Here is a 19289-nt window from a genome sequence, read left to right as displayed (position 1 = left end):
CCGAACAGAGAAGTTAAGCCCATTAGCGCCGATGGTACTACATTTGTGGAAGAGTAGGTCGTCGCCTTTTTTAGAGAGTCTAATTACATATGTAATTAGACTCTTTTTTTTGGATTAAACTTTACAAGAAAACGTAATGACTTAAATAAAAATAGTAGTTCGATTCTAGGTTTTTATTTTCTTAAAACCTACCCAAATAATTATTCAAATTATTATCTTCAATTTTTAAATTGTTAATGACTGAAAATAGAGAATTAGAATTAGCTTGGGCGTTTGTAAACAATACAAACCGATCTATTTTTTTGACAGGTAAAGCAGGTACTGGTAAGACTACTTTTTTGCATCGTTTAAAAATGAATAGTTTGAAACGTTTGGTGGTGGTAGCACCTACCGGTGTAGCCGCTATAAATGCCAAAGGTGTGACAATACATTCATTTTTTCAAATGCCTTTCGGTCCAATTTTACCTGATACAGATTTGAATGCTTCAAAAGGATTTAATAGAAAATTCAGTAAGACAAAAATCAATATTATTAAATCGATGGATTTATTGGTTATTGATGAAATTAGTATGGTGCGCGCCGATTTGTTGGATGGGATTGATAAAACCTTACGCAGGTTTAGAAATAGAGATAAAGTTTTTGGTGGTGTGCAGGTATTGATGATTGGAGATTTGCAACAACTATCGCCAGTGATTAAGGAGCAGGAGTGGGATTTGTTGAAGCACGTTTATAAAAACGGGTTCTTTTTTAGTAGTCATGCGTTTCAGCAATGTGATGCGATTACTATTGAGTTGAAGCATATTTATAGACAGGAGAATCCAAAATTTATTGAAATTCTTAACGAGATTAGGAATAATAAACTTTCTGAAGCGGCAGCTTTGGAGTTGAATAAACGCTTCGCTCCTGATTTTACTCCTGAACCTGATTCAGGCTATATTTCGCTAACGACTCATAATAACAAAGCGGAAGCGACGAATATGGCGGAGTTGGAGAAGTTAAAAACCAAGACCTTTACTTATAAGGCTGAAGTGGATGGTAAGTTTCCTGAGTATGCTTACCCTAATAAAGAGTGTTTGGAACTTAAAGTTGGTGCACAGGTCATGTTTGTGAAAAACGATAGCAATCCTGAGAAACGTTATTTTAATGGTAAGATAGGTAAGGTAATTTTATTGGATGCTGATGAAGTTGTGGTGCATTGTCCTGATGATGATTTTAATATTAACGTTACACCCGAAATTTGGGAGAATATTAATTATTCGGTTGATGCTGAAACGAAGGCGATTACTGAAAATAAAATTGGTTCTTACACTCAAATGCCGTTGCGTTTAGCGTGGAGTATTACGATTCATAAAAGTCAGGGTTTAACTTTTGAAAGGGCTATTATTGATGCGCAAGGTGCTTTTGCGCATGGGCAAACATACGTGGCTTTGAGCCGTTGTAAAACTTTAGAAGGCTTGGTGTTGAAGAGTAAAATTAATTCAACACAGATTATTAGTGATGGGAATGTCACATCGTTTAATGAAAATGCTGAAAAGCATACACCTGATAAAACTGTTTTGGAGCTTTCACAGAAAAATTTTCAGTTGGATTTGATTGCGGAAGTGTTTGGTTTTTATACCTTATTATATCCTTTGAATCGGATTTTAGATATTTATTACAAGAATAGAACGGTGATTAAAGGTGCTATTGAAGACACATTTTTGCCTATTAAAGATACGGTTACTAACTTTTTGAAAGTGGCAAATGGGTTTAACGCTCAGTTAAAGGAACTTGCGCAAGCTGATGGTTTACCAGAAAAGAATACTATTATTCAAGAACGTTTTAAAAAGGGGATTGGTTATTTTAAAAAGGAAACAGAAACTAAAATTACGACACCTTTAAAAACGTTTGCTTTTACTACCGATAATCAAACTGTTGGTAGTGAGATTACCAAACACTTAGATAGTTTTGAAGAATTACTGTCTGTAAAATTGCATTATTTTAATGGTTTACAATCGGGTTTTACTGCTGAACAAATTTTAGAGTTACGTGCGAAGTCTATTTTTATGGGGAAAGATAAACCTAAGAAACTTAGAAAAACGGTTATTGATGGAACGAGTAATGTAGAGTTATTTGAAAAACTAAGGATGTTGAGAAATGATATTGCCCAGGAGAAAGACTTGATTCATTATCAGATTTTTGCTCAAAAAACTTTGTATGAAATATGCGAAACGTTGCCAACCAATAAAGCGGAGTTGTTAAAGGTTAATGGTATGGGGAAAACTCGTGTTGAAAAATATGGTTCTGCTATTTTGAAAGTGATTAGGGCTTATTGCGATGAGCATGATATTGAAACTTCTAATGATGCTACCATTTTTGATGAACCTAAACCTAAACGTGAAAAAGGAGATACTAAAAAGGAATCGTTGCGTTTGTTTCAATCTGGTAAATCGATTGAAGAGATTGCTAATGAACGAGAATTGAATGCCAATACTATTATTGGACATTTAGCTAGTTTCATTGATTCTGGGGAAGTGAAGGTTACTGATTTAGTTCCTGAAAATCATTATGAAGAGTTGAAAGCTTTAATTCCGAAGAAAACATTTGAAAACCTATCAGATTTAAAACATCAAGTGGATGATAAGTATAGTTACGGTGAGTTGCGTTTGGTCTTAGAGGGTTTAAAAAAGAATAAAACATCATTGTGAGGAACGTAGTGACGTAACAATCTTATCAATGTTAGCTTTATTCAAAATAAGATTCATGAAAAACTTAGAAGTATGATTAAATAGATTCTTAGGTAGCTTCACTCCTTAGAATGACGAAACTTAATCTCAAAGTATACTCCTCGGGATTACAAAAGAAATATTTTAATCTCTCAAAATACTTCTCGAGATTACAATCTTCTGGATTTCAGAAGTGCCTTCATAAATCTGAGTGATTTTTGCATCACGCATCAAACGCTCAACATGGTATTCTTTTACAAATCCATTACCACCATGAATTTGCACCGCTTCAACGGTGTGTTCCATAGCAACTTTTGATGCGTATAATTTTGCCATAGCACTGGACATATCGTAATTGTTCCCTTGATCCTTATCCCAAGCCGCTTTCATGACCAAATGCCTAGCAGCAGCAATGTCTGTATACATATCGGCGAGTTTAAAAGCAATTGCTTGATGATTACAAATTTCAGTACCAAATGCTTTGCGCTCTTTAGAATATTTTAAAGCCAACTCATAAGCACCCTGTGCAATGCCAAGTGCTTGCGATGCGATTCCTATACGTCCTCCAGATAAAGTTTTCATGGCAAACCGAAAACCAGAACCATTGGCGCCTATTCTGTTTTCTTTTGGAATTTTTACATCATTAAATTGAAGAGTATGTGTATCACTTCCTCGAATACCAAGTTTATCTTCTTTCGGTCCAATATGAAAGCCTTCGGTGTCTTTTTCGACAATAAAAGCATTAATACCGTGTGATCCTTTATCGCGATCAGTTTGTGCAATTACCAAATAAACATCGGCACGCCCGCCACTTGTAATCCAGTTTTTAGTTCCATTTATTAAGTAATGGTCGCCTTTATCTATAGCTGTAGTTTTTTGTGAAGTAGCGTCACTTCCTGCTTCAGGTTCACTCAAACAAAAAGCACCAACAAATTCACCTGAAGCAAGCTTAGTAAGATATTTTTGTTTTTGGTCTTCAGAACCATAGGCTTCTAGTCCGTAGCAAACTAATGAATTATTTACTGAAACTATAACAGAAGCCGAGGCGTCAATTTTAGATAACTCTTCCATAATAAGAACATAAGAAATAGCGTCCATACCACTTCCTCCGTATTTTGGGTCTACCATGATACCCATAAAACCTAAATCGCCCATTTTTTTTACTAATGCATCTGGGAATTGTTGTTTATTGTCACGCTCAATTACACCCGGGAGTAGTTCTGTTTGAGCAAAATCGCGAGCCGCATCACGAATCATTATATGTTCCTCTGAAAGACTAAAATCCATAACCTTAAAATATTATTAATATCATAAAAAATATGCACAAATATAAGTTTTTAATGTGATATGTTTAATGGAAAATACTATTTTTACTTAATATGATAATGAAAGAATATAATGTGATTGGCGTCATGTCTGGAACATCTTTAGATGGTTTAGATTTAATTTATACCTCCTTTAAATTCGACAAAGGGTGGCAGTTTAAAATAAATAGGTATTCAACTGTTGAATACGATAAAAAATGGCGGGGTGTTTTATGTAATTTGGTTAGTTTAACTCCTTTAGAATTAAAAGTGGTTGATGATGACTTCACGAAATATCTCGCTAAGGAAATTGGGCTATTCATTAAAAAATATAGGATTGATAAAATAGATGCAGTTTCATCGCATGGCCATACTGCATTGCATAAACCAGATGAAGGAATTACATATCAAATTGGTAATAAAGCAATACTTTCAAAATTATTAGGTGAAGTAGTTGTTTGTGATTTTCGTGTTCAAGATGTATCCCTTGGAGGTCAAGGAGCTCCTTTAGTTCCTGTTGGAGATAAATTATTGTTTTCGGAATATGAATTCTGTCTAAACCTTGGTGGATTCGCTAATATTTCATTCGATAAAAGTAGTGATAGGATTGCCTACGATATTTGCCCAGTTAATATTGTGCTAAACCACTATATGAAGACTTTAGGATTCGATTATGATGATGAAGGACAAATGGCTTCAACGGGAAATATCAACGCAAACTTATTGATGAAATTAAATGAAATAACCTTTTATAAAGAGCCTCATCCAAAGTCATTAGGATTAGAGTGGGTTAGCTTAAACATTTTTCCTTTAATTGATTGTTATAAATTAGAGGTTAAAGATATTTTAAGAACGTTTGTTGAACATATAGCTATTCAAATTGCTTTAGAAATTAATAATGAAAAAGGTTCGGTATTAGTTACAGGTGGTGGCGCATATAATAAGTTTTTACTGAAGAGAATTAGAACCCTTTCAAAAACTGAAATCATTGTGCCTTCAAAAGAAATTATTGAGTTTAAAGAAGCTCTTATTTTTGCATTCCTAGGTATCTTAAAGCTTAGGAATGAGGTTAATTGCCTTAGAAGCGTGACAGGAGCTGTTAATGACCATAGTTCTGGAAATATTTTCTATCCATAAAATTATTCAAAATTTAATATTTAAGATTTTTAGTTTTTTATATTTGTTAACTTAATATTTTTAATCTTTTTTAGAATGAATCAGTTATAGCTACACTTAATCCTATTCTCCGTATCATAAAGTGTTAAGTTAAATTGAATTAAAAAGAAATCTAAAAATGAAAGAATTATTAAAAAAATACGAAAATAAAGACCCTGAGATTGTATTTAATTGGAAGGACCCTGAAACAGATGCTGAAGGGTGGACAGTCATAAATTCTTTGCGAGGTGGTGCTGCAGGTGGTGGAACTAGAATGCGTAAAGGTTTAGATATGAACGAAGTTTTGTCATTAGCAAAAACCATGGAAATTAAATTCACCGTTTCTGGACCTGCTATTGGTGGTGCAAAGTCGGGAATAAATTTTGACCCTAGTGATCCGCGTAAAAAAGGTGTTTTAGAGCGTTGGTATGCTGCCGTTTCTCCATTACTTAAAAGTTATTATGGAACTGGAGGCGATTTAAATGTAGATGAAATTCATGAAGTGATTCCAATTACTGAAGAGAGCGGAGTTTGGCATCCGCAGGAAGGTGTTTTTAATGGACATTTTAAACCAACTGAAGCAGACAAAATAAATAGAATTGGTCAATTACGACAAGGCGTTATAAAAGTTATTGAAAATCCTGATTATTCCCCGTCAGTTTCTAGAAAATATACTGTAGCAGATATGATTACTGGTTTTGGTGTTGCAGAAGCAGCTAAACAGTATTACGATATTTATGGCGGATCAATTGAAGGTAAACGTGCTGTGGTGCAAGGTTTTGGTAATGTTGGAGCGGCAGCTGCCTTTTATTTATCTAAGATGGGAGCTAAAGTGGTTGGCATAATAGATATTGCTGGAGGATTAATTAAAGAAGATGGTTTTTCTTTTGAAGAGATTACTAACTTGTTTCTCGCAAAAAAAAGTAATACTTTAGTTAGCGATAATTTAATTCCCTTTAAAGAAATAAACGAAAAGATATGGTTAATTAAAACGGAAATTTTTGCACCATGTGCAGCCTCTCGTTTAATTACCATTCATCAAATTGACGAAATGATAGATAGTGGTTTGGAAGTTATTTCATGCGGAGCGAATGTGCCATTTGCTGATAAAGAAATCTTTTTTGGACCAATTATGGAGCATACAGATTATCGTGTTAGTTTGATTCCAGATTTTATATCTAACTGTGGCATGGCAAGGGTTTTTGCTTATTTTATGGAACGTCGAGTGTTAATGACAGATGATGCAATTTTTAATGATACGTCTAATAAAATTAGGGAAGCAATCCAAAAAGTATATAATAAAAACCAGTCTAATACGGGAATAAGTGAAACAGCTTTTGAAATTGCTTTGGAACAATTAATTTAAAACAAAACAGCCATTAGAATATATTATTAATTAAGTTAATTAAAGCGCATCAAAAAAATAAAAAATACAATTTAACAACAACCAACAATATTTTAATTTATGGAAGCAGCTATTATTTTAGTATTTGTAATGGGCTATTTGGCTATTACACTTGAGCATAGTATAAAAATCGATAAACTTATCCCAGCTTTGGTTATGATGGCTATATGTTGGGCATTAATAGCTTTAGGAATAGATACTTTTCCGCAATGGTTTGATTCAGGAAAACATGCTTTATTGGAAAATTTTGGTTTGCTAGGTCATGAAGAAAAGATGCATTTAATGGAAGAAACTCTGTTGCATCATTTGGGTAAAACGTCTGAGATTTTAGTGTTTCTTTTAGGAGCGATGACAATAGTTGAAATCATTGATTATTTTGACGGTTTTTCGACTATTAAAGATTTTATTAAGACCAAGAAAAAAAGCAAAATTCTATGGATTTTTGCCATATTAGCTTTTATCTTATCAGCGATAATAGATAATCTTACTGCAACGATTGTTCTTATTTCAATACTTCAGAAAATAGTTAAAGATAGAAGTGTACGTATATGGTATGCAGGTTTAATAATAATAGCAGCAAATGCTGGAGGAGCTTGGTCGCCAATTGGTGACGTTACTACTACCATGTTATGGATAGGTAAAAAAGTAACGACGGGACATTTAATAGGGTATTTATTATTACCATCTTTTTTATGTATGGCAGTTCCAACATTTATAGCATCATTTTTGCCAGCATTTAGGGGTGATCTGGACATTGAACAAATAGAAGAAGAAAAGAAATCAAAGTTTAGTGGTACCATGCTATATTTAGGTTTGGGAGCTATTGTTTTTGTTCCTATTTTCAAAGTGATAACACACTTGCCTCCATATGTAGGTATGATGCTATCATTAGGTATTGTTGCTGTTTTTGCCGAAATATATAGTAGTTCTAAGTTTAGTTTGACAGAGTTTCACGCAGAAGAAAGTGATGCACATGCCCAACACAGTCCAGTGCATTATTCATTATCTAAAATAGAATTGCCAAGTATATTATTCTTCCTAGGAATTTTAATGGCAGTTGCGGCATTAGAATCTTTAGGGATCTTATTTAATTTTGCAGGGTCCTTGCAGGAAAATATGCCAATGTTAGGAACTGAATTACATCAAGGGAGTCATGAAGGTGTTTCAGATTTAGTAGTTTTATTATTGGGTGTTGGTTCTGCAGTTATTGATAATGTTCCTTTAGTAGCAGCAAGTTTGGGTATGTTTCATGAGCCCATCGATAATGAACTCTGGCACTTTATAGCTTATTCTGCTGGAACTGGTGGGAGTATGTTGATTATTGGTTCTGCTGCAGGAGTTGTGGCTATGGGAATGGAAAAAATTGATTTTTTCTGGTATTTAAAAAAAATAGCTTGGTTGGCATTTGTAGGGTTCTTAGTAGGAGCCGTTGCATTTATGTTTACAAGAACACTATTTTAATTAACAGTCAGTTTAATATGATGAAAACAGAAATGTTAGTGTGAATTCACTAATATTTCTGTTTTTGTATAAGATTATAAGTTGAAATGTATTTTTGTTATACTTTAGCGTCTAAACCAGCGTTATAAAATTGCGATAAATTAAAATTATATGCTAAATACTCTATTACAAAATTCCCAAGACGGGACAGATGTGCTAACCGATGGCGAGTCTGTTGAAAAAACACTTTCGATTATTGAATTAATTAGTAGCGGAGGCACTGCCGGACAAGTTATAATAGCTGTCCTTTTTCTTTTGCTTGTAGGCGCTATATATATTTATTTTGAACGCATTTTTGCAATTAAAGCAGCTTCTAAAGTAGATGCTAATTTTATGAATCAAATTAAAGATCATGTTAGCAATGGTAAAATTGATTCGGCACAAGTATTATGTGCTCAGGTAAATACACCTGTGTCTAGATTAATTGGTAAAGGAATTTCAAGAATTGGAAAACCGCTAGCCGATATTAATACAGCCATTGAAAATGCAGGCAGATTAGAAATTTATGGTCTAGAAAAAAATGTAAGTATTCTGGCAACTGTTTCTGGGGCAGCTCCAATGATTGGGTTTCTTGGTACGGTAATTGGAATGATATTAGCAATATTTGAATTAGCAAATGCAGGTGGTTCAATAGAAATGGATGTATTGGCAAGTGGTTTATATACAGCAATGACGACCACTGTAGCAGGTTTAATAGTTGGTATTGTTGCATACATAGCTTACAATCATTTAGTTGTTAAGACTGATAAAGTTGTATATCAAATGGAAGCTAATTCGTTAGAGTTTTTAGATCACCTAAACGAACCTACATAGTATGAACTTTAGAGGAAGAAATAAAGTAACCCCAGAATTCAATATGTCGTCTATGACGGATATTGTATTTCTGCTACTTATCTTTTTTATGATAGCTTCTACGTTGGTTACAACCAATGCTATTGATATTTTATTACCAAAAGCAAGTGGTAAAACAGAAAACAAAAAATCTGTGGCAGTTAGTATTAAAAAAGATTTGACCTATTATATAGATCAGAAACGAGTTGGTGAAAGTGTTTTAGAAAACGAATTATTAACCTTGCTTTCTTCACAAGAAAAGCCAACAATCGTTTTAAGAGCAGAAAAATCTGTGCCTGTTGAGCATGTTGTAAAGGTTATGGATATAGCAAATAGAAATAAGTTTAAGGTTATTTTAGCTGTAAAGCCTAATTAATAATTTGTCAATTCGAGTGACTTAATTTTTTAGCCAGAATTGTATCGAGAAGTTTTTATAATAATGAAGTATTTTGAAACAAAACATGAAAAGAATTCCGCTAAATTAACGGCATTAATTGCTGTTATATTATTGCTGTTATTGTTTGTTGTTGGTACAACTTATATGGATCCTCCTGAAGAATATGGCGTTGCTGTTAATTTTGGAAACTCCTCTTTTGGAAAAGGTAATGTTCAGCCATTAAAACCAGTTAAGTCTGAACCCAGAAAGATTCAAGAACCACCACAGCCGGATGTTTCTAAATCTGAACCAACCAAAGCTTCTGAAACTAAGGAAGAAGTTCTAACTCAGGAAGATGTTGAATCTATTGCAATTAAAAAGCAAAAAGAAGCCGAGGCAAGAGCAAAAGCCATTGCAGATGCTAAGGCGAAAGCAGAATCGGATAGAATAGCTAAAGAAAAACGGGAGCAAGAGGAGAAGAAAAAGAAATTAGACGCCCTTATTGGTGGTGTTAGTAAATCTGAGGGAAGTGAAGCTGGAAGTGAAGGTAATGATGATAGAGCAGGAGATAAGGGGCAGTTAGATGGAGATCCTTATGCACCGAGTTATTTCGGTGGTCAAGGTACGGGAAGTGGTGGTGTTGGTTATGGTTTAAATGGTAGAGGACGTGCTTCCTATAAAACAATCAAACAGGATTGTAACGAGTCAGGACGCGTTGTTGTTCGAATAGAAGTAGATAAAAATGGCAATGTAACTAAAGCAGAACCAGGTGTTAGAGGCACAACAAATAATGCAGTTTGTCTTTTAGATCCAGCAAGAAAGATTGCATTATCTCATAAATGGCCAGCAGATTCAAAAGCACCCACAAGACAAATTGGTTTTGTTAGTGTGAATTTCAAATTAAGTCAATAACACATAATGACGTATCAAGATACGCTTGATTGGATGTTTTCTCAACTACCAATGTATCAACGACAAGGTAAATCGGCCTTTAAAAAAGATTTGAGTAATACTATTTTACTTGCTAATTATTTAAAAAATCCTCACAAACATTTTAAATCTATTCATGTTGCAGGAACCAATGGCAAGGGTTCTACTAGCCATATGTTAGCATCTATTCTTCAAGAATCAGGTTACAAAGTTGGACTATATACGTCGCCTCATTTAAAGGATTTTAGAGAGCGTATTAAAATTAATGGCAGAGAAGTAAGTAAACAATTCGTTATTGGTTTTATAAAAAGAAATAAGTCTTTTTTTGAAGACAACAGTATGTCTTTTTTTGAAATGACGGTGGGTATGGCATTTGAATATTTTGCTAAGAAAAAAGTTGATATCGCTATTATTGAAGTGGGCATGGGTGGTCGATTAGACTCTACAAATATTATTAACCCAGAAGTATCAGTAATTACAAATATAGGATTAGATCATACTCAGTTCTTAGGAGATACCTTAGAAGCGATTAGCTTCGAAAAAGGGGGAATTATAAAACCTAAAGTACCCGTTGTTATTGGTGAAACTCAAAGGGAGACTAGTGTGGTTTTTGAAGAATTAGCAGTAAAACATCAATCAAAGATGATATTTGCTGATAAAAGCATTTTAAAAGAATATAAAACTGATTTAGCAGGAAGTTATCAATCAAAAAATATTAAAACAGCCGTTCAAACAATTAATATACTTAGAAATAAAGGATACAAAGTCTCAGAAAAACATTTAAAAGAAGGGCTATTAAATATTGTCAACAATACCGGTTTAATGGGACGTTGGCAAACTTTAAACAACAATCCAAAAGTTATTTGCGATACAGGGCATAACAGAGAAGGGCTTACACATGTCATGCAACAACTAGAAAGAGAAAGGTTTAAGACTTTACATGTTGTTTTTGGTGTAGTGAGTGATAAAGATTTAAATACAATAATAGATTTGCTTCCAAAACGAGCCATTTATTATTTTTGTAAACCAGATATTCCAAGAGGTTTGGATGCTGAAATATTGAAGCAAGTTTTCAGCAACCATAATCTGTTAGGAGAAGCATATCAATCGGTAAAGGATGCTTATAAGGATGCTTTAAAAAATGCTAAATCAAATGATTTAATATTTGTTGGAGGGAGCACTTTTGTCGTTGCTGAAATAATTTAATTTTTTGTTGAAAAAGTTTTTCCAGTATTAAAAACTAATTTATATTTGCATCCCGATAACCATCGGGACTATTTAGAGGGCGCATAGCTCAGTTGGTTCAGAGCACTTGGTTTACACCCAAGGGGTCGGGGGTTCGAATCCCTCTGCGCCCACTACAATTAAAAATCCTGATAATTTAATTATCAGGATTTTTTTATTTAAAATATTTCACACCTTTTTAACTTAAAACGCTTCATTTATTAAAGGTAGAAATAAAAATTAGTTCGAATATTGATTTGTATTGATTTTGTATGGGTCGTAATTCTAATTAACTTTTCATTCATTAACAATTTGAGCTATATTTATATATTATTAAAAGTTTGGGCATAGCTTTATAATTTGTACATAATTCTCCCTAAGAATTGCATTTTATAAAAGGGATTAAGTATGGCTTTAAATCAAATACAAAAAACTTATTCGGAAATATTTAAATCGTATGGTTCACCTACTCTCGAAGAGCATATTCTTAAATTTATTGAGTTAGACTTTTATTTACCTCATAGTTCTACATTTTTTTGTGTGACTAATACCCAAAACCTTTCTTTTGAGTATATAAGTAAAAATATGTTTTCATGTTTGGGTATACATGATAACGTTTTGAAGGAAAAAGGAATGCGGTACTTTTGGAGTCGTATTCATCCAGATGACTTACAAGAATGGCTCGCAGCTCTTAACGAGTTAATGGATTTTACAATGAAGGAAATAACTGCAGAAGACAGAGATAAAATGAGTTATACTTGGAATTATAGATTTAAAAAGTCAAAAGACGAATATGTAAATATTATTCAAAGTACAACACCTTTGCAGTATGATACAGAAAACAAACCGATTATTGGATTAGCTCATTATACAGTTGTAAGTCCAGAAATTAAAATGCAGGTTTGTGCTTCGGCAAAAAGGTTAAATAATAATAACGAATATGAGACTGTTTATTTTAATAATTTCTCACAAAAATTATTATCTGCTGGGGTAAGCAATAGAGAACGCGATATTATTCGTTTGCTAGTACTTAATCATTCGAGTAAAGACATTGCGATAAAACTTAATATTAGTTCGAATACTGTTGATACACATCGTAGAAACATACTAAAAAAACTTAAAATTTCTTCAACAGGAGAACTTATTGGTATGCTTAAAATGAATAAACATTTAATTTAATGTAAATTTAAATAGATTATATAATGTCATTTTGTGTAAATATCATCAAACATATCTAATTTTTTTTAATTGTCAATATAATACTCAAATTGGATATTTCTAATCTGAATCCTAGAATGTATTTATTAAAAATAGAACAAGATGGGCATCAGTAAATAAGAAATTGGTGATACAATAAATTTGATATTTGATAACAATAAAAAAATATGTATTTCATCGTTTTTAAAACTCATTTAGTCGAAAATGCTTAAAAACTACTCAAATTGAGTATTGTGTACTACATTAATTAGTTGCAAATTTACATTGCTATTAATTAATTCTTAGGGAGAATTATAATAAATTAAGTGCCTGTTGTTTTAATATCATCAGGTACTTTTTTTTATAAGGACTCTAATTTTTAATAGTCTTTCCCTCTAATTGCAAATAATAGCCAACCCCAAGTTTGTAATCTTAACTTTTATTGTTGTTTTGTTCACATATGCGTAATGCTTTTGTGTTGTTAGTGCTATTAATTAAAATCAACCCATTATGAAAAATACTTACTTTAAAAACCTCATTCTATTACTAACACTTGTATTTATTGGCACCAGTATAAATGCTCAAAACATTACGAACTATTTTCCTTCTAATGACCCTAATAGTATAAATGGAGGAGGTATTTATGCTATTGAACAAGATCATAATGGACATATGTGGTATGGCTCATGGACTAATCCTGAAGGTACTCCAGGCTTATCAAAATTTGATGGTACTAATTGGACACGATATACAACTGCCGATGGTTTAGTTGGTGATAATGTAAGCGTGTTGTTCCATGATAGTGCAAATAATTTATGGATTGGAACTACAGAAGGAGTAACATTTTTTGATTATTCAAGCGTCACTAATTATACAACTGATAATGGACTAGTTGATAATTATGTTTTTGATATTATTGAGGATGATATAGGAAATATTTGGATAGGAACATCAGGCGGCATATCGAAATTCGATGGTACTACTTGGACCAATTATACTATAAGTGATAATGCTGCTATTATTGCTATACAAACCATTATTCAAGATAATGCTGGAAATTTATGGTTTGGAAGTTCCGAAAGTGGGGCTATTAAATTTGACGGGACTACCTGGACGAATTATAATAAAGATAACAGTGGATTGGAAGCCGATGATATTTGGGTTATTTTACAAGACAAGAATGATGATATTTGGTTTGCTAATTATTTTGGCCCTAGCCTTACTAAATTTAATGGTTCTACTTGGGCGAACTTTACGGAAGCAGATGGCTTACCTAATGTTAAAATTAGAGCACTTGCTGAAGATAGTTTTGGAGATCTTTGGATTGGAAGTAATGCTGGCGCAACCAAATTTGACGGTTATGAATTAACAACTTACACTACAAATGAAGGCTTATTAAATGGTGGTGTTAGATCATTTTTTCAAGATGACAATGACGATTTATGGGTTGGAACTTGGAGTTCTGGAGTCAGTAAAGTTGAAATAAGTACAATCTCAATTCCAGACGAAATTTTCGAAAAATCTTTAATTCAAATCGGTATAGACTCTGATGGCACAATTAACGGTCAAGTATTAAGAACGGATGTATTCGAAGTTACGGAATTAATACTAACAAATCCATTATCAGAAACCAATCCTCTTTTTCATAATGAACTAATCGATCTTGATCCTTTAACAGAGAGAATTTCCAACTTAACAGGAATCGAAGCTTTTGTGGGTTTAACTAAACTTGGTTTAAGTTATAGCGATTTGACATCGGTCGACCTCTCATATAATAAAGAGTTGGATGATCTGTTTTTAACTGACGCCCAATTAACTGAAATAGATGTTTATAATAACACAAAACTTACGCGATTTGGCGTGTTGCGGAACCCAGATATTGGATCCTTAGATGTTAGTAACAATTTACTATTAGAAGAATTATTTGTAGATGGAACGGCAATGACCAGTATAGATGTTTCTTCAAATACTAGCTTGTGGAAATTTTATGGGAGATGGGGTAACCTAACAGGAATAGATCTTTCTAAAAATACTAATTTAAGAGATGTTAGCGTTAGGGGCAGTTCAAACTTAACCTATTTAAACGTCAAAAATGGTAATAATGATAAAATCACAGGGTTTGACATTCGGGAGACCCCAAATATAACCTGTGTTAATGCGGACTCAGTAATTGCATTAGAAGAAGGTGAAGAGGAAGGAGCAGAAGAGCGAGTATCAATGCTCATGTTTGGTTATTCTGGAGGACTTTTAAGTGAAGATTGTGGTACAGTATATATTCCAGACGCTAATTTTGAGCGGGCCCTAATTGATTTGGGTTTTGACGGAGAAATAGGTTATCCTACTGATGGTTTAATTTTAAAAAGTGTTGCTGCTTCCATTACAGGATTAATCATAAATGATAAAAATATTACGAGCTTAGTAGGGATCGAACATTTTGTTGGTTTACAAGAGTTATATTGTAATAATAATTCATTAACTGAAATAAATTTAGGAAATAATCCGAATATAATCAGCTTGCATTGTGCAAATAACTCGTTGACAGATATTGATTTGTCAAGTTCCCCGAATTTAGCATCGTTACATATTTATAGCAATAAGTTAACTCTTTTGGATGTAAGTTCCAACAGTGAATTATTAGAGTTGGTTTGTTTTAATAATAAGTTAACGACTCTAGATGTTTCAAACAATCCTTTAGTAGAATTTATTTCATGTAGTGGAAATGAGTTAACAAGTTTAAATATAGCCAATGGAAACAACCCTAATTTTACACCACCATCATGGACTAACGTTTCTTTTGGTGCTGATGGAAATCCAAATTTGGAATGCATACAGGTTGATCCAGGAATTGTTCATAACGTCCCAAGTGACTGGGTAAAAGACCCAATAGTCATTTACAGCAGCGATTGTTCTACAAAACCCGAACATGTTTCCATTCCCGATGCTAATTTCGAGCAAGCGTTAATTGATCAAGGAATAGACGGTAATATTGGTGATCCTGTAAATGGATTTATTTTAAAAAGTGAAGCAGAAGCTATTACAGGACACTTGGATGTAAGCAATGAAAATATTTCAGATTTAACAGGTATTGAGGCCTTTGTAGATTTAACACGTCTAAAAGCTTGGAATAATCAATTAACAGGTATTGATGTCACTCAAAATACTTTATTAACTAGATTGGAAATAGTAGGTAACCAAATTACTAACATAGACGTTACCAAAAATACTGAATTAACCATATTGTGGTTGGAAAGTAATGCGTTAAGCAACATAGACGTAAGTAAAAACACGAAGCTGTTAAATCTGGCAGTAGGTATAAATCCACTTATCGCAATTGATGTAACAAAAAATGTTGATTTGACAAATTTAACAACAGAAGTTACCCAAATTTCAGAAATTGATTTGTCTCAAAATGTTAATTTACAGCAGATGTGGATTGCAGATAACCCTAATTTAACACAGATTGATTTAAGTAATAATCCTTTGCTTTTTAATTTGGGAATTTACAACACGTCTATTACTAATTTAGATGTATCAAACAATAGTTTAACAAGATTATGGGCTTATGGTAATCCATATCTGTCCTGTATCCAAGTAGATGCCGATGTTATAAATAGTATTCCAGCAGATTGGAGTAAAGACGTAAGCACAATTTATAGCGCAGACGGCTGTGAGGGTGTTACTACTATTTATGTAAATGATACTAACCAAACAAATGACGTGTATACTACGGTAGTTGGTGATGACACAAATCCTGGATCTGCAGCTTTACCTTATGCGACTATTCAACATGCCATTAACAGAATAGCCATAGGAGGAACAATTTATGTTGATGCCGGAACTTATACCGAACAGGTTACAATAACAAAAGGTGTTACTATAATTGGTGCTGGACAAGACTTAACCTCAATCCTCGAGCCAGCTAACACGGTTTCACCACCAGGAACATTTACTGAACCGGGTGTAATTCAGACCTTTCAAGATATTGGTGATGTAAATATTCAGGATTTGTCTGTTATTGCTCCGTTTGGAAATGTACACAATATTCTTATTCAAAGTGGCGGCAGTGTAAGAAACTGCAAAGTGACAAATGGACAATTAGGTGTTTTCTTCAGAGTAGAGTCAGCAGTAAAAACTGCGATTATTGAAAATAATTTTATACAAGCTGCCGGAATTGGTATTAATTGTCAGGGAAGTGGTTTAACAACAAACATTTTGAATAATTCAATTTCAAATCCTGCAGGTTATTTTTCAGGCATTTTTGCAGGACTGGATTTTGGGCCTTTACCACAGCTAACGATTGCAAATAATACACTTAGTAATTATTTTGGCACCGGAATGTTGGTTAATAGCTATATTGGTAATTATAATAATAACAGCATTGTTGGTAATGGCGGTTTAGCTATTCAACAATTTAGTGGTAATATTCCAAATGCCACGTGTAACTGGTATGGACTGTCTGATCCCGCTTCGGTTGCTGCCAAAATTAGCGGTGACATAAATTATGAACCTTGGTTGGCAGATGGAACGGATACAGATCCTGCCATCATTGGTTTTCAGCAATTGCCAGAAGTGTGCAATGGAACTATTATTCCAGTTATAACATTGGATGTTAGAACTGATATTGACTGTTTCGGAAACAATAATGGATTAATCAATATATCAGTAACTGGCGGTTTAGAGCCATATACCTTTGCATGGACAAATGATGGAGACCCTGGATTCAATTCTGTAAACAAGGACCTGTCTGGTTTAACTCCAGGTTCTTATAATTTATTATTAACAGATGCAAATGGTTTAACGGCATCGTTGAATAATGTCAACATTATGGAACCTTCTTTATTAACATCAAGTATTGTTAACAATTCAACAGGCTGCTCCAACATTGCATTGGTAACAGCTGAAGGCGGAACTCTAGATTACAACTATTTATGGAGCAATGGAGCCACATCAGCATCCATCGAAAATGTACCTGTTGGCACATACGACGTTACTGTTACAGATGCAAACGGATGTACAACCATGGCAAGTATTGATCTTACAGTAGGCGAAGCTTTTAATCCATCGGCCTCGGTAACAGATGTAAGTTGTTTTGAAGCTGATGATGGTGTTATAACTGTTACCAATGCCAATGGAGATGCACCATTTTCTTTTAGTGAAGATGGTATTAACTTTGAAGTGGGCGAGTTTCCATTTAGCTTCAATAACCTTGAAGCCGGTACTTACGAAATTGCAGTGAGAGATGCTAACGGATGTACTGGATTTATATCTAAAACCGTTTCGGAACCAGACAAATTATTGGCCTCACTAGTAACTATAGAAAGTACATGCTCTGGTCAAAGCACCGGATCTATAACTGTTGAAGTGACTGGAGGAACAGGTGTTTTAAGTTATGAATGGACAGAGACTGAAAGTGGGGAATATACCTCTTCGCAAAAAAGCATAAACGGACTTGCAGTTGGTAGTTATTTGCTAGAAGTTAGTGATAATAATGGATGCACCGCAACGCTTGAAGCTGTTGTTCCAACATTGCCCGAAATAGTAGTTGATGACATTATAACAGATGTTTCTTGCCGAGGAGAGCTTAACGGTTCTATTGATTTAACCGTGACTGGTGGAACTGGAGACTTTGCTTATAGTTGGACAGGAAATATAATAGCAACATCCGAAGATATTTCGGGTCTTAGTTCTGGTACCAACTACAATGTAACCATTACCGATCTTGGTACTGGCTGTACAGTTTCTGAATCTTACATTATCGAGCAGCCTGATGCTAACTTGTCATTGGCGGCAAGTAAAACAAATGCCTCTGGTTGTGGCCTTGGTTTAGGAACCATAAATGCAATAGCTAATGGTGGTACGGCTCCTTATGAATATAAATTGGATGATGGCTCGTATCAGAAATCTGGAGATTTTTCAATGCTTTCAGGTGGAAACTATATAGTTTGGGTAAATGATTTCAATGGTTGCGTGTTATCAAAAGAGATTATAATTACTGATAATGGTAAAGATCAATGGGAAAGTAATAATGGTAAAAAGAAGGCGGGAGAGATTTCAAGTGATGGTTCTATAACCAATGGCAGAATTGCATTAGGTACAGATATTGCAGATTGGTTTAAGTTTAATACGGACGCTGAAGGTAGTAATTACACTGTAAGCCTTACACACGATTCTCCTGGCTTTAATGTTGCGCTATACCCTGATGGTAAAAATGTTGCAGCACTGGTTCCTATAAGTACAACTGCAACAACAAAAGAAACAACTGCAACAACAAAAGAATATGCCTTGTCTGGTAATGCAACTTATTTTGTTGAAATAACCGGAGGTTTATCCTATGATTGCTACAATTTATCCATTTTGCCAGAGGGTCTTGCTAGTAAAGGGTCTAATAGCAAAAAAGTGAATACTATTGTAGAACGCTCTGTAAATTTTTGGCCAAATCCATCGAATGCTTATTTTAACATTAAGGTAATATCTAGTAACAGTCTAGAAAGAGTAGATATTCAAGTATTTGATGTTAACAGCAGGCTGGTGCATAAGGGAGAGTTTGATCCCAATGAAGACTATCAATTCGGACAAAACCTAGAAGGTGGCATATATATTGTAAATTTAAAACAAGCGAGTAAATTAGATGTTGTTAGATTGGTAAAGTATTAAAATTATTT

At 33.7% G+C, this 19289-nt stretch carries 11 protein-coding genes and 1 tRNA gene; 11 read left to right on the top strand and 1 reads right to left on the bottom strand.

Annotated features, from left to right (window positions below; genetic code table 11):
* The first annotated feature begins 236 nt into the window (after nt 1-236).
* Entirely contained in the window at nt 237-2687 is a 2451-nt protein-coding gene (locus AC2D6V_RS14525; RefSeq protein ID WP_484649537.1) for a helix-turn-helix domain-containing protein, read from the top strand.
* 162 nt (nt 2688-2849) lie between these two features.
* Here AC2D6V_RS14525 and AC2D6V_RS14520 read toward each other — a convergent pair whose 3' ends face one another.
* Nucleotides 2850-3992, bottom strand: a complete 1143-nt coding sequence (locus AC2D6V_RS14520) for an acyl-CoA dehydrogenase (protein WP_484649535.1) — start codon at nt 3990-3992, stop codon at nt 2850-2852.
* Between the two features lie 98 nt (nt 3993-4090).
* Between AC2D6V_RS14520 and AC2D6V_RS14515 the strand changes: the two genes are divergently transcribed.
* The 10 genes from AC2D6V_RS14515 (at nt 4091) to AC2D6V_RS14470 (ending at nt 19281) form a co-directional block, all read left to right on the top strand.
* Complete coding sequence (locus AC2D6V_RS14515) at nt 4091-5146, top strand: anhydro-N-acetylmuramic acid kinase (RefSeq protein ID WP_484649530.1); 1056 nt, start codon at nt 4091-4093, stop codon at nt 5144-5146.
* 157 nt (nt 5147-5303) lie between these two features.
* Nucleotides 5304-6530: a Glu/Leu/Phe/Val dehydrogenase dimerization domain-containing protein gene (locus AC2D6V_RS14510; protein ID WP_484649528.1), complete on the top strand. Its 1227-nt coding sequence runs from the start codon at nt 5304-5306 to the stop codon at nt 6528-6530.
* A gap of 99 nt (nt 6531-6629) precedes the next feature.
* Nucleotides 6630-8030, top strand: coding sequence for a sodium:proton antiporter NhaD (gene nhaD, locus AC2D6V_RS14505; RefSeq protein ID WP_484649523.1), 1401 nt, complete (start codon nt 6630-6632; stop codon nt 8028-8030).
* Nucleotides 8031-8180: 150 nt separating this feature from the next.
* Nucleotides 8181-8882: a MotA/TolQ/ExbB proton channel family protein gene (locus tag AC2D6V_RS14500; protein ID WP_484649521.1), complete on the top strand. Its 702-nt coding sequence runs from the start codon at nt 8181-8183 to the stop codon at nt 8880-8882.
* A gap of 1 nt (nt 8883) precedes the next feature.
* Nucleotides 8884-9276 carry an ExbD/TolR family protein gene (locus tag AC2D6V_RS14495; protein WP_484649518.1) on the top strand — a complete coding sequence of 131 codons (393 nt, stop codon included), beginning with the start codon at nt 8884-8886 and terminating at the stop codon, nt 9274-9276.
* Nucleotides 9277-9339: 63 nt separating this feature from the next.
* Nucleotides 9340-10188 (top strand): energy transducer TonB, encoded by an 849-nt coding sequence (locus tag AC2D6V_RS14490; RefSeq protein WP_484649515.1) that lies wholly within the window; start codon nt 9340-9342, stop codon nt 10186-10188.
* 6 nt (nt 10189-10194) lie between these two features.
* A complete protein-coding gene (locus AC2D6V_RS14485; RefSeq protein WP_484649511.1) occupies nt 10195-11412 on the top strand; it encodes a bifunctional folylpolyglutamate synthase/dihydrofolate synthase in 1218 nt (405 codons plus the stop codon).
* 77 nt (nt 11413-11489) lie between these two features.
* Nucleotides 11490-11564 (top strand) — tRNA-Val (locus AC2D6V_RS14480).
* A 274-nt stretch (nt 11565-11838) separates the two neighbouring features.
* The gene (locus AC2D6V_RS14475) at nt 11839-12609 is read left to right on the top strand and encodes a LuxR C-terminal-related transcriptional regulator (protein ID WP_484649507.1); all 771 of its coding nucleotides are present in this window, start codon (nt 11839-11841) and stop codon (nt 12607-12609) included.
* 528 nt (nt 12610-13137) lie between these two features.
* Nucleotides 13138-19281: a two-component regulator propeller domain-containing protein gene (locus AC2D6V_RS14470; protein ID WP_484649504.1), complete on the top strand. Its 6144-nt coding sequence runs from the start codon at nt 13138-13140 to the stop codon at nt 19279-19281.
* The last annotated feature ends 8 nt before the right edge of the window (nt 19282-19289 follow it).

The sequence above is a fragment of the Algibacter sp. YIN40 genome, assembly GCF_057219435.1.
Note: the sequence above shows the minus strand (reverse complement) of the source record. Positions and strands in the feature narration are given on the sequence as shown.

Excerpts from the sequence above, each read along its gene's own strand:
- AC2D6V_RS14525 (WP_484649537.1), top strand. The coding sequence starts at position 237 with ATGACTGAAAATAGAGAATTAGAATTAGCTTGGGCGTTTGTAAACAAT.
- AC2D6V_RS14520 (WP_484649535.1), bottom strand. The coding sequence starts at position 3,992 with ATGGATTTTAGTCTTTCAGAGGAACATATAATGATTCGTGATGCGGCT.
- AC2D6V_RS14515 (WP_484649530.1), top strand. The coding sequence starts at position 4,091 with ATGAAAGAATATAATGTGATTGGCGTCATGTCTGGAACATCTTTAGAT.
- AC2D6V_RS14510 (WP_484649528.1), top strand. The coding sequence starts at position 5,304 with ATGAAAGAATTATTAAAAAAATACGAAAATAAAGACCCTGAGATTGTA.
- nhaD (WP_484649523.1), top strand. The coding sequence starts at position 6,630 with ATGGAAGCAGCTATTATTTTAGTATTTGTAATGGGCTATTTGGCTATT.
- AC2D6V_RS14500 (WP_484649521.1), top strand. The coding sequence starts at position 8,181 with ATGCTAAATACTCTATTACAAAATTCCCAAGACGGGACAGATGTGCTA.
- AC2D6V_RS14495 (WP_484649518.1), top strand. The coding sequence starts at position 8,884 with ATGAACTTTAGAGGAAGAAATAAAGTAACCCCAGAATTCAATATGTCG.
- AC2D6V_RS14490 (WP_484649515.1), top strand. The coding sequence starts at position 9,340 with ATGAAGTATTTTGAAACAAAACATGAAAAGAATTCCGCTAAATTAACG.
- AC2D6V_RS14485 (WP_484649511.1), top strand. The coding sequence starts at position 10,195 with ATGACGTATCAAGATACGCTTGATTGGATGTTTTCTCAACTACCAATG.
- AC2D6V_RS14475 (WP_484649507.1), top strand. The coding sequence starts at position 11,839 with ATGGCTTTAAATCAAATACAAAAAACTTATTCGGAAATATTTAAATCG.
- AC2D6V_RS14470 (WP_484649504.1), top strand. The coding sequence starts at position 13,138 with ATGAAAAATACTTACTTTAAAAACCTCATTCTATTACTAACACTTGTA.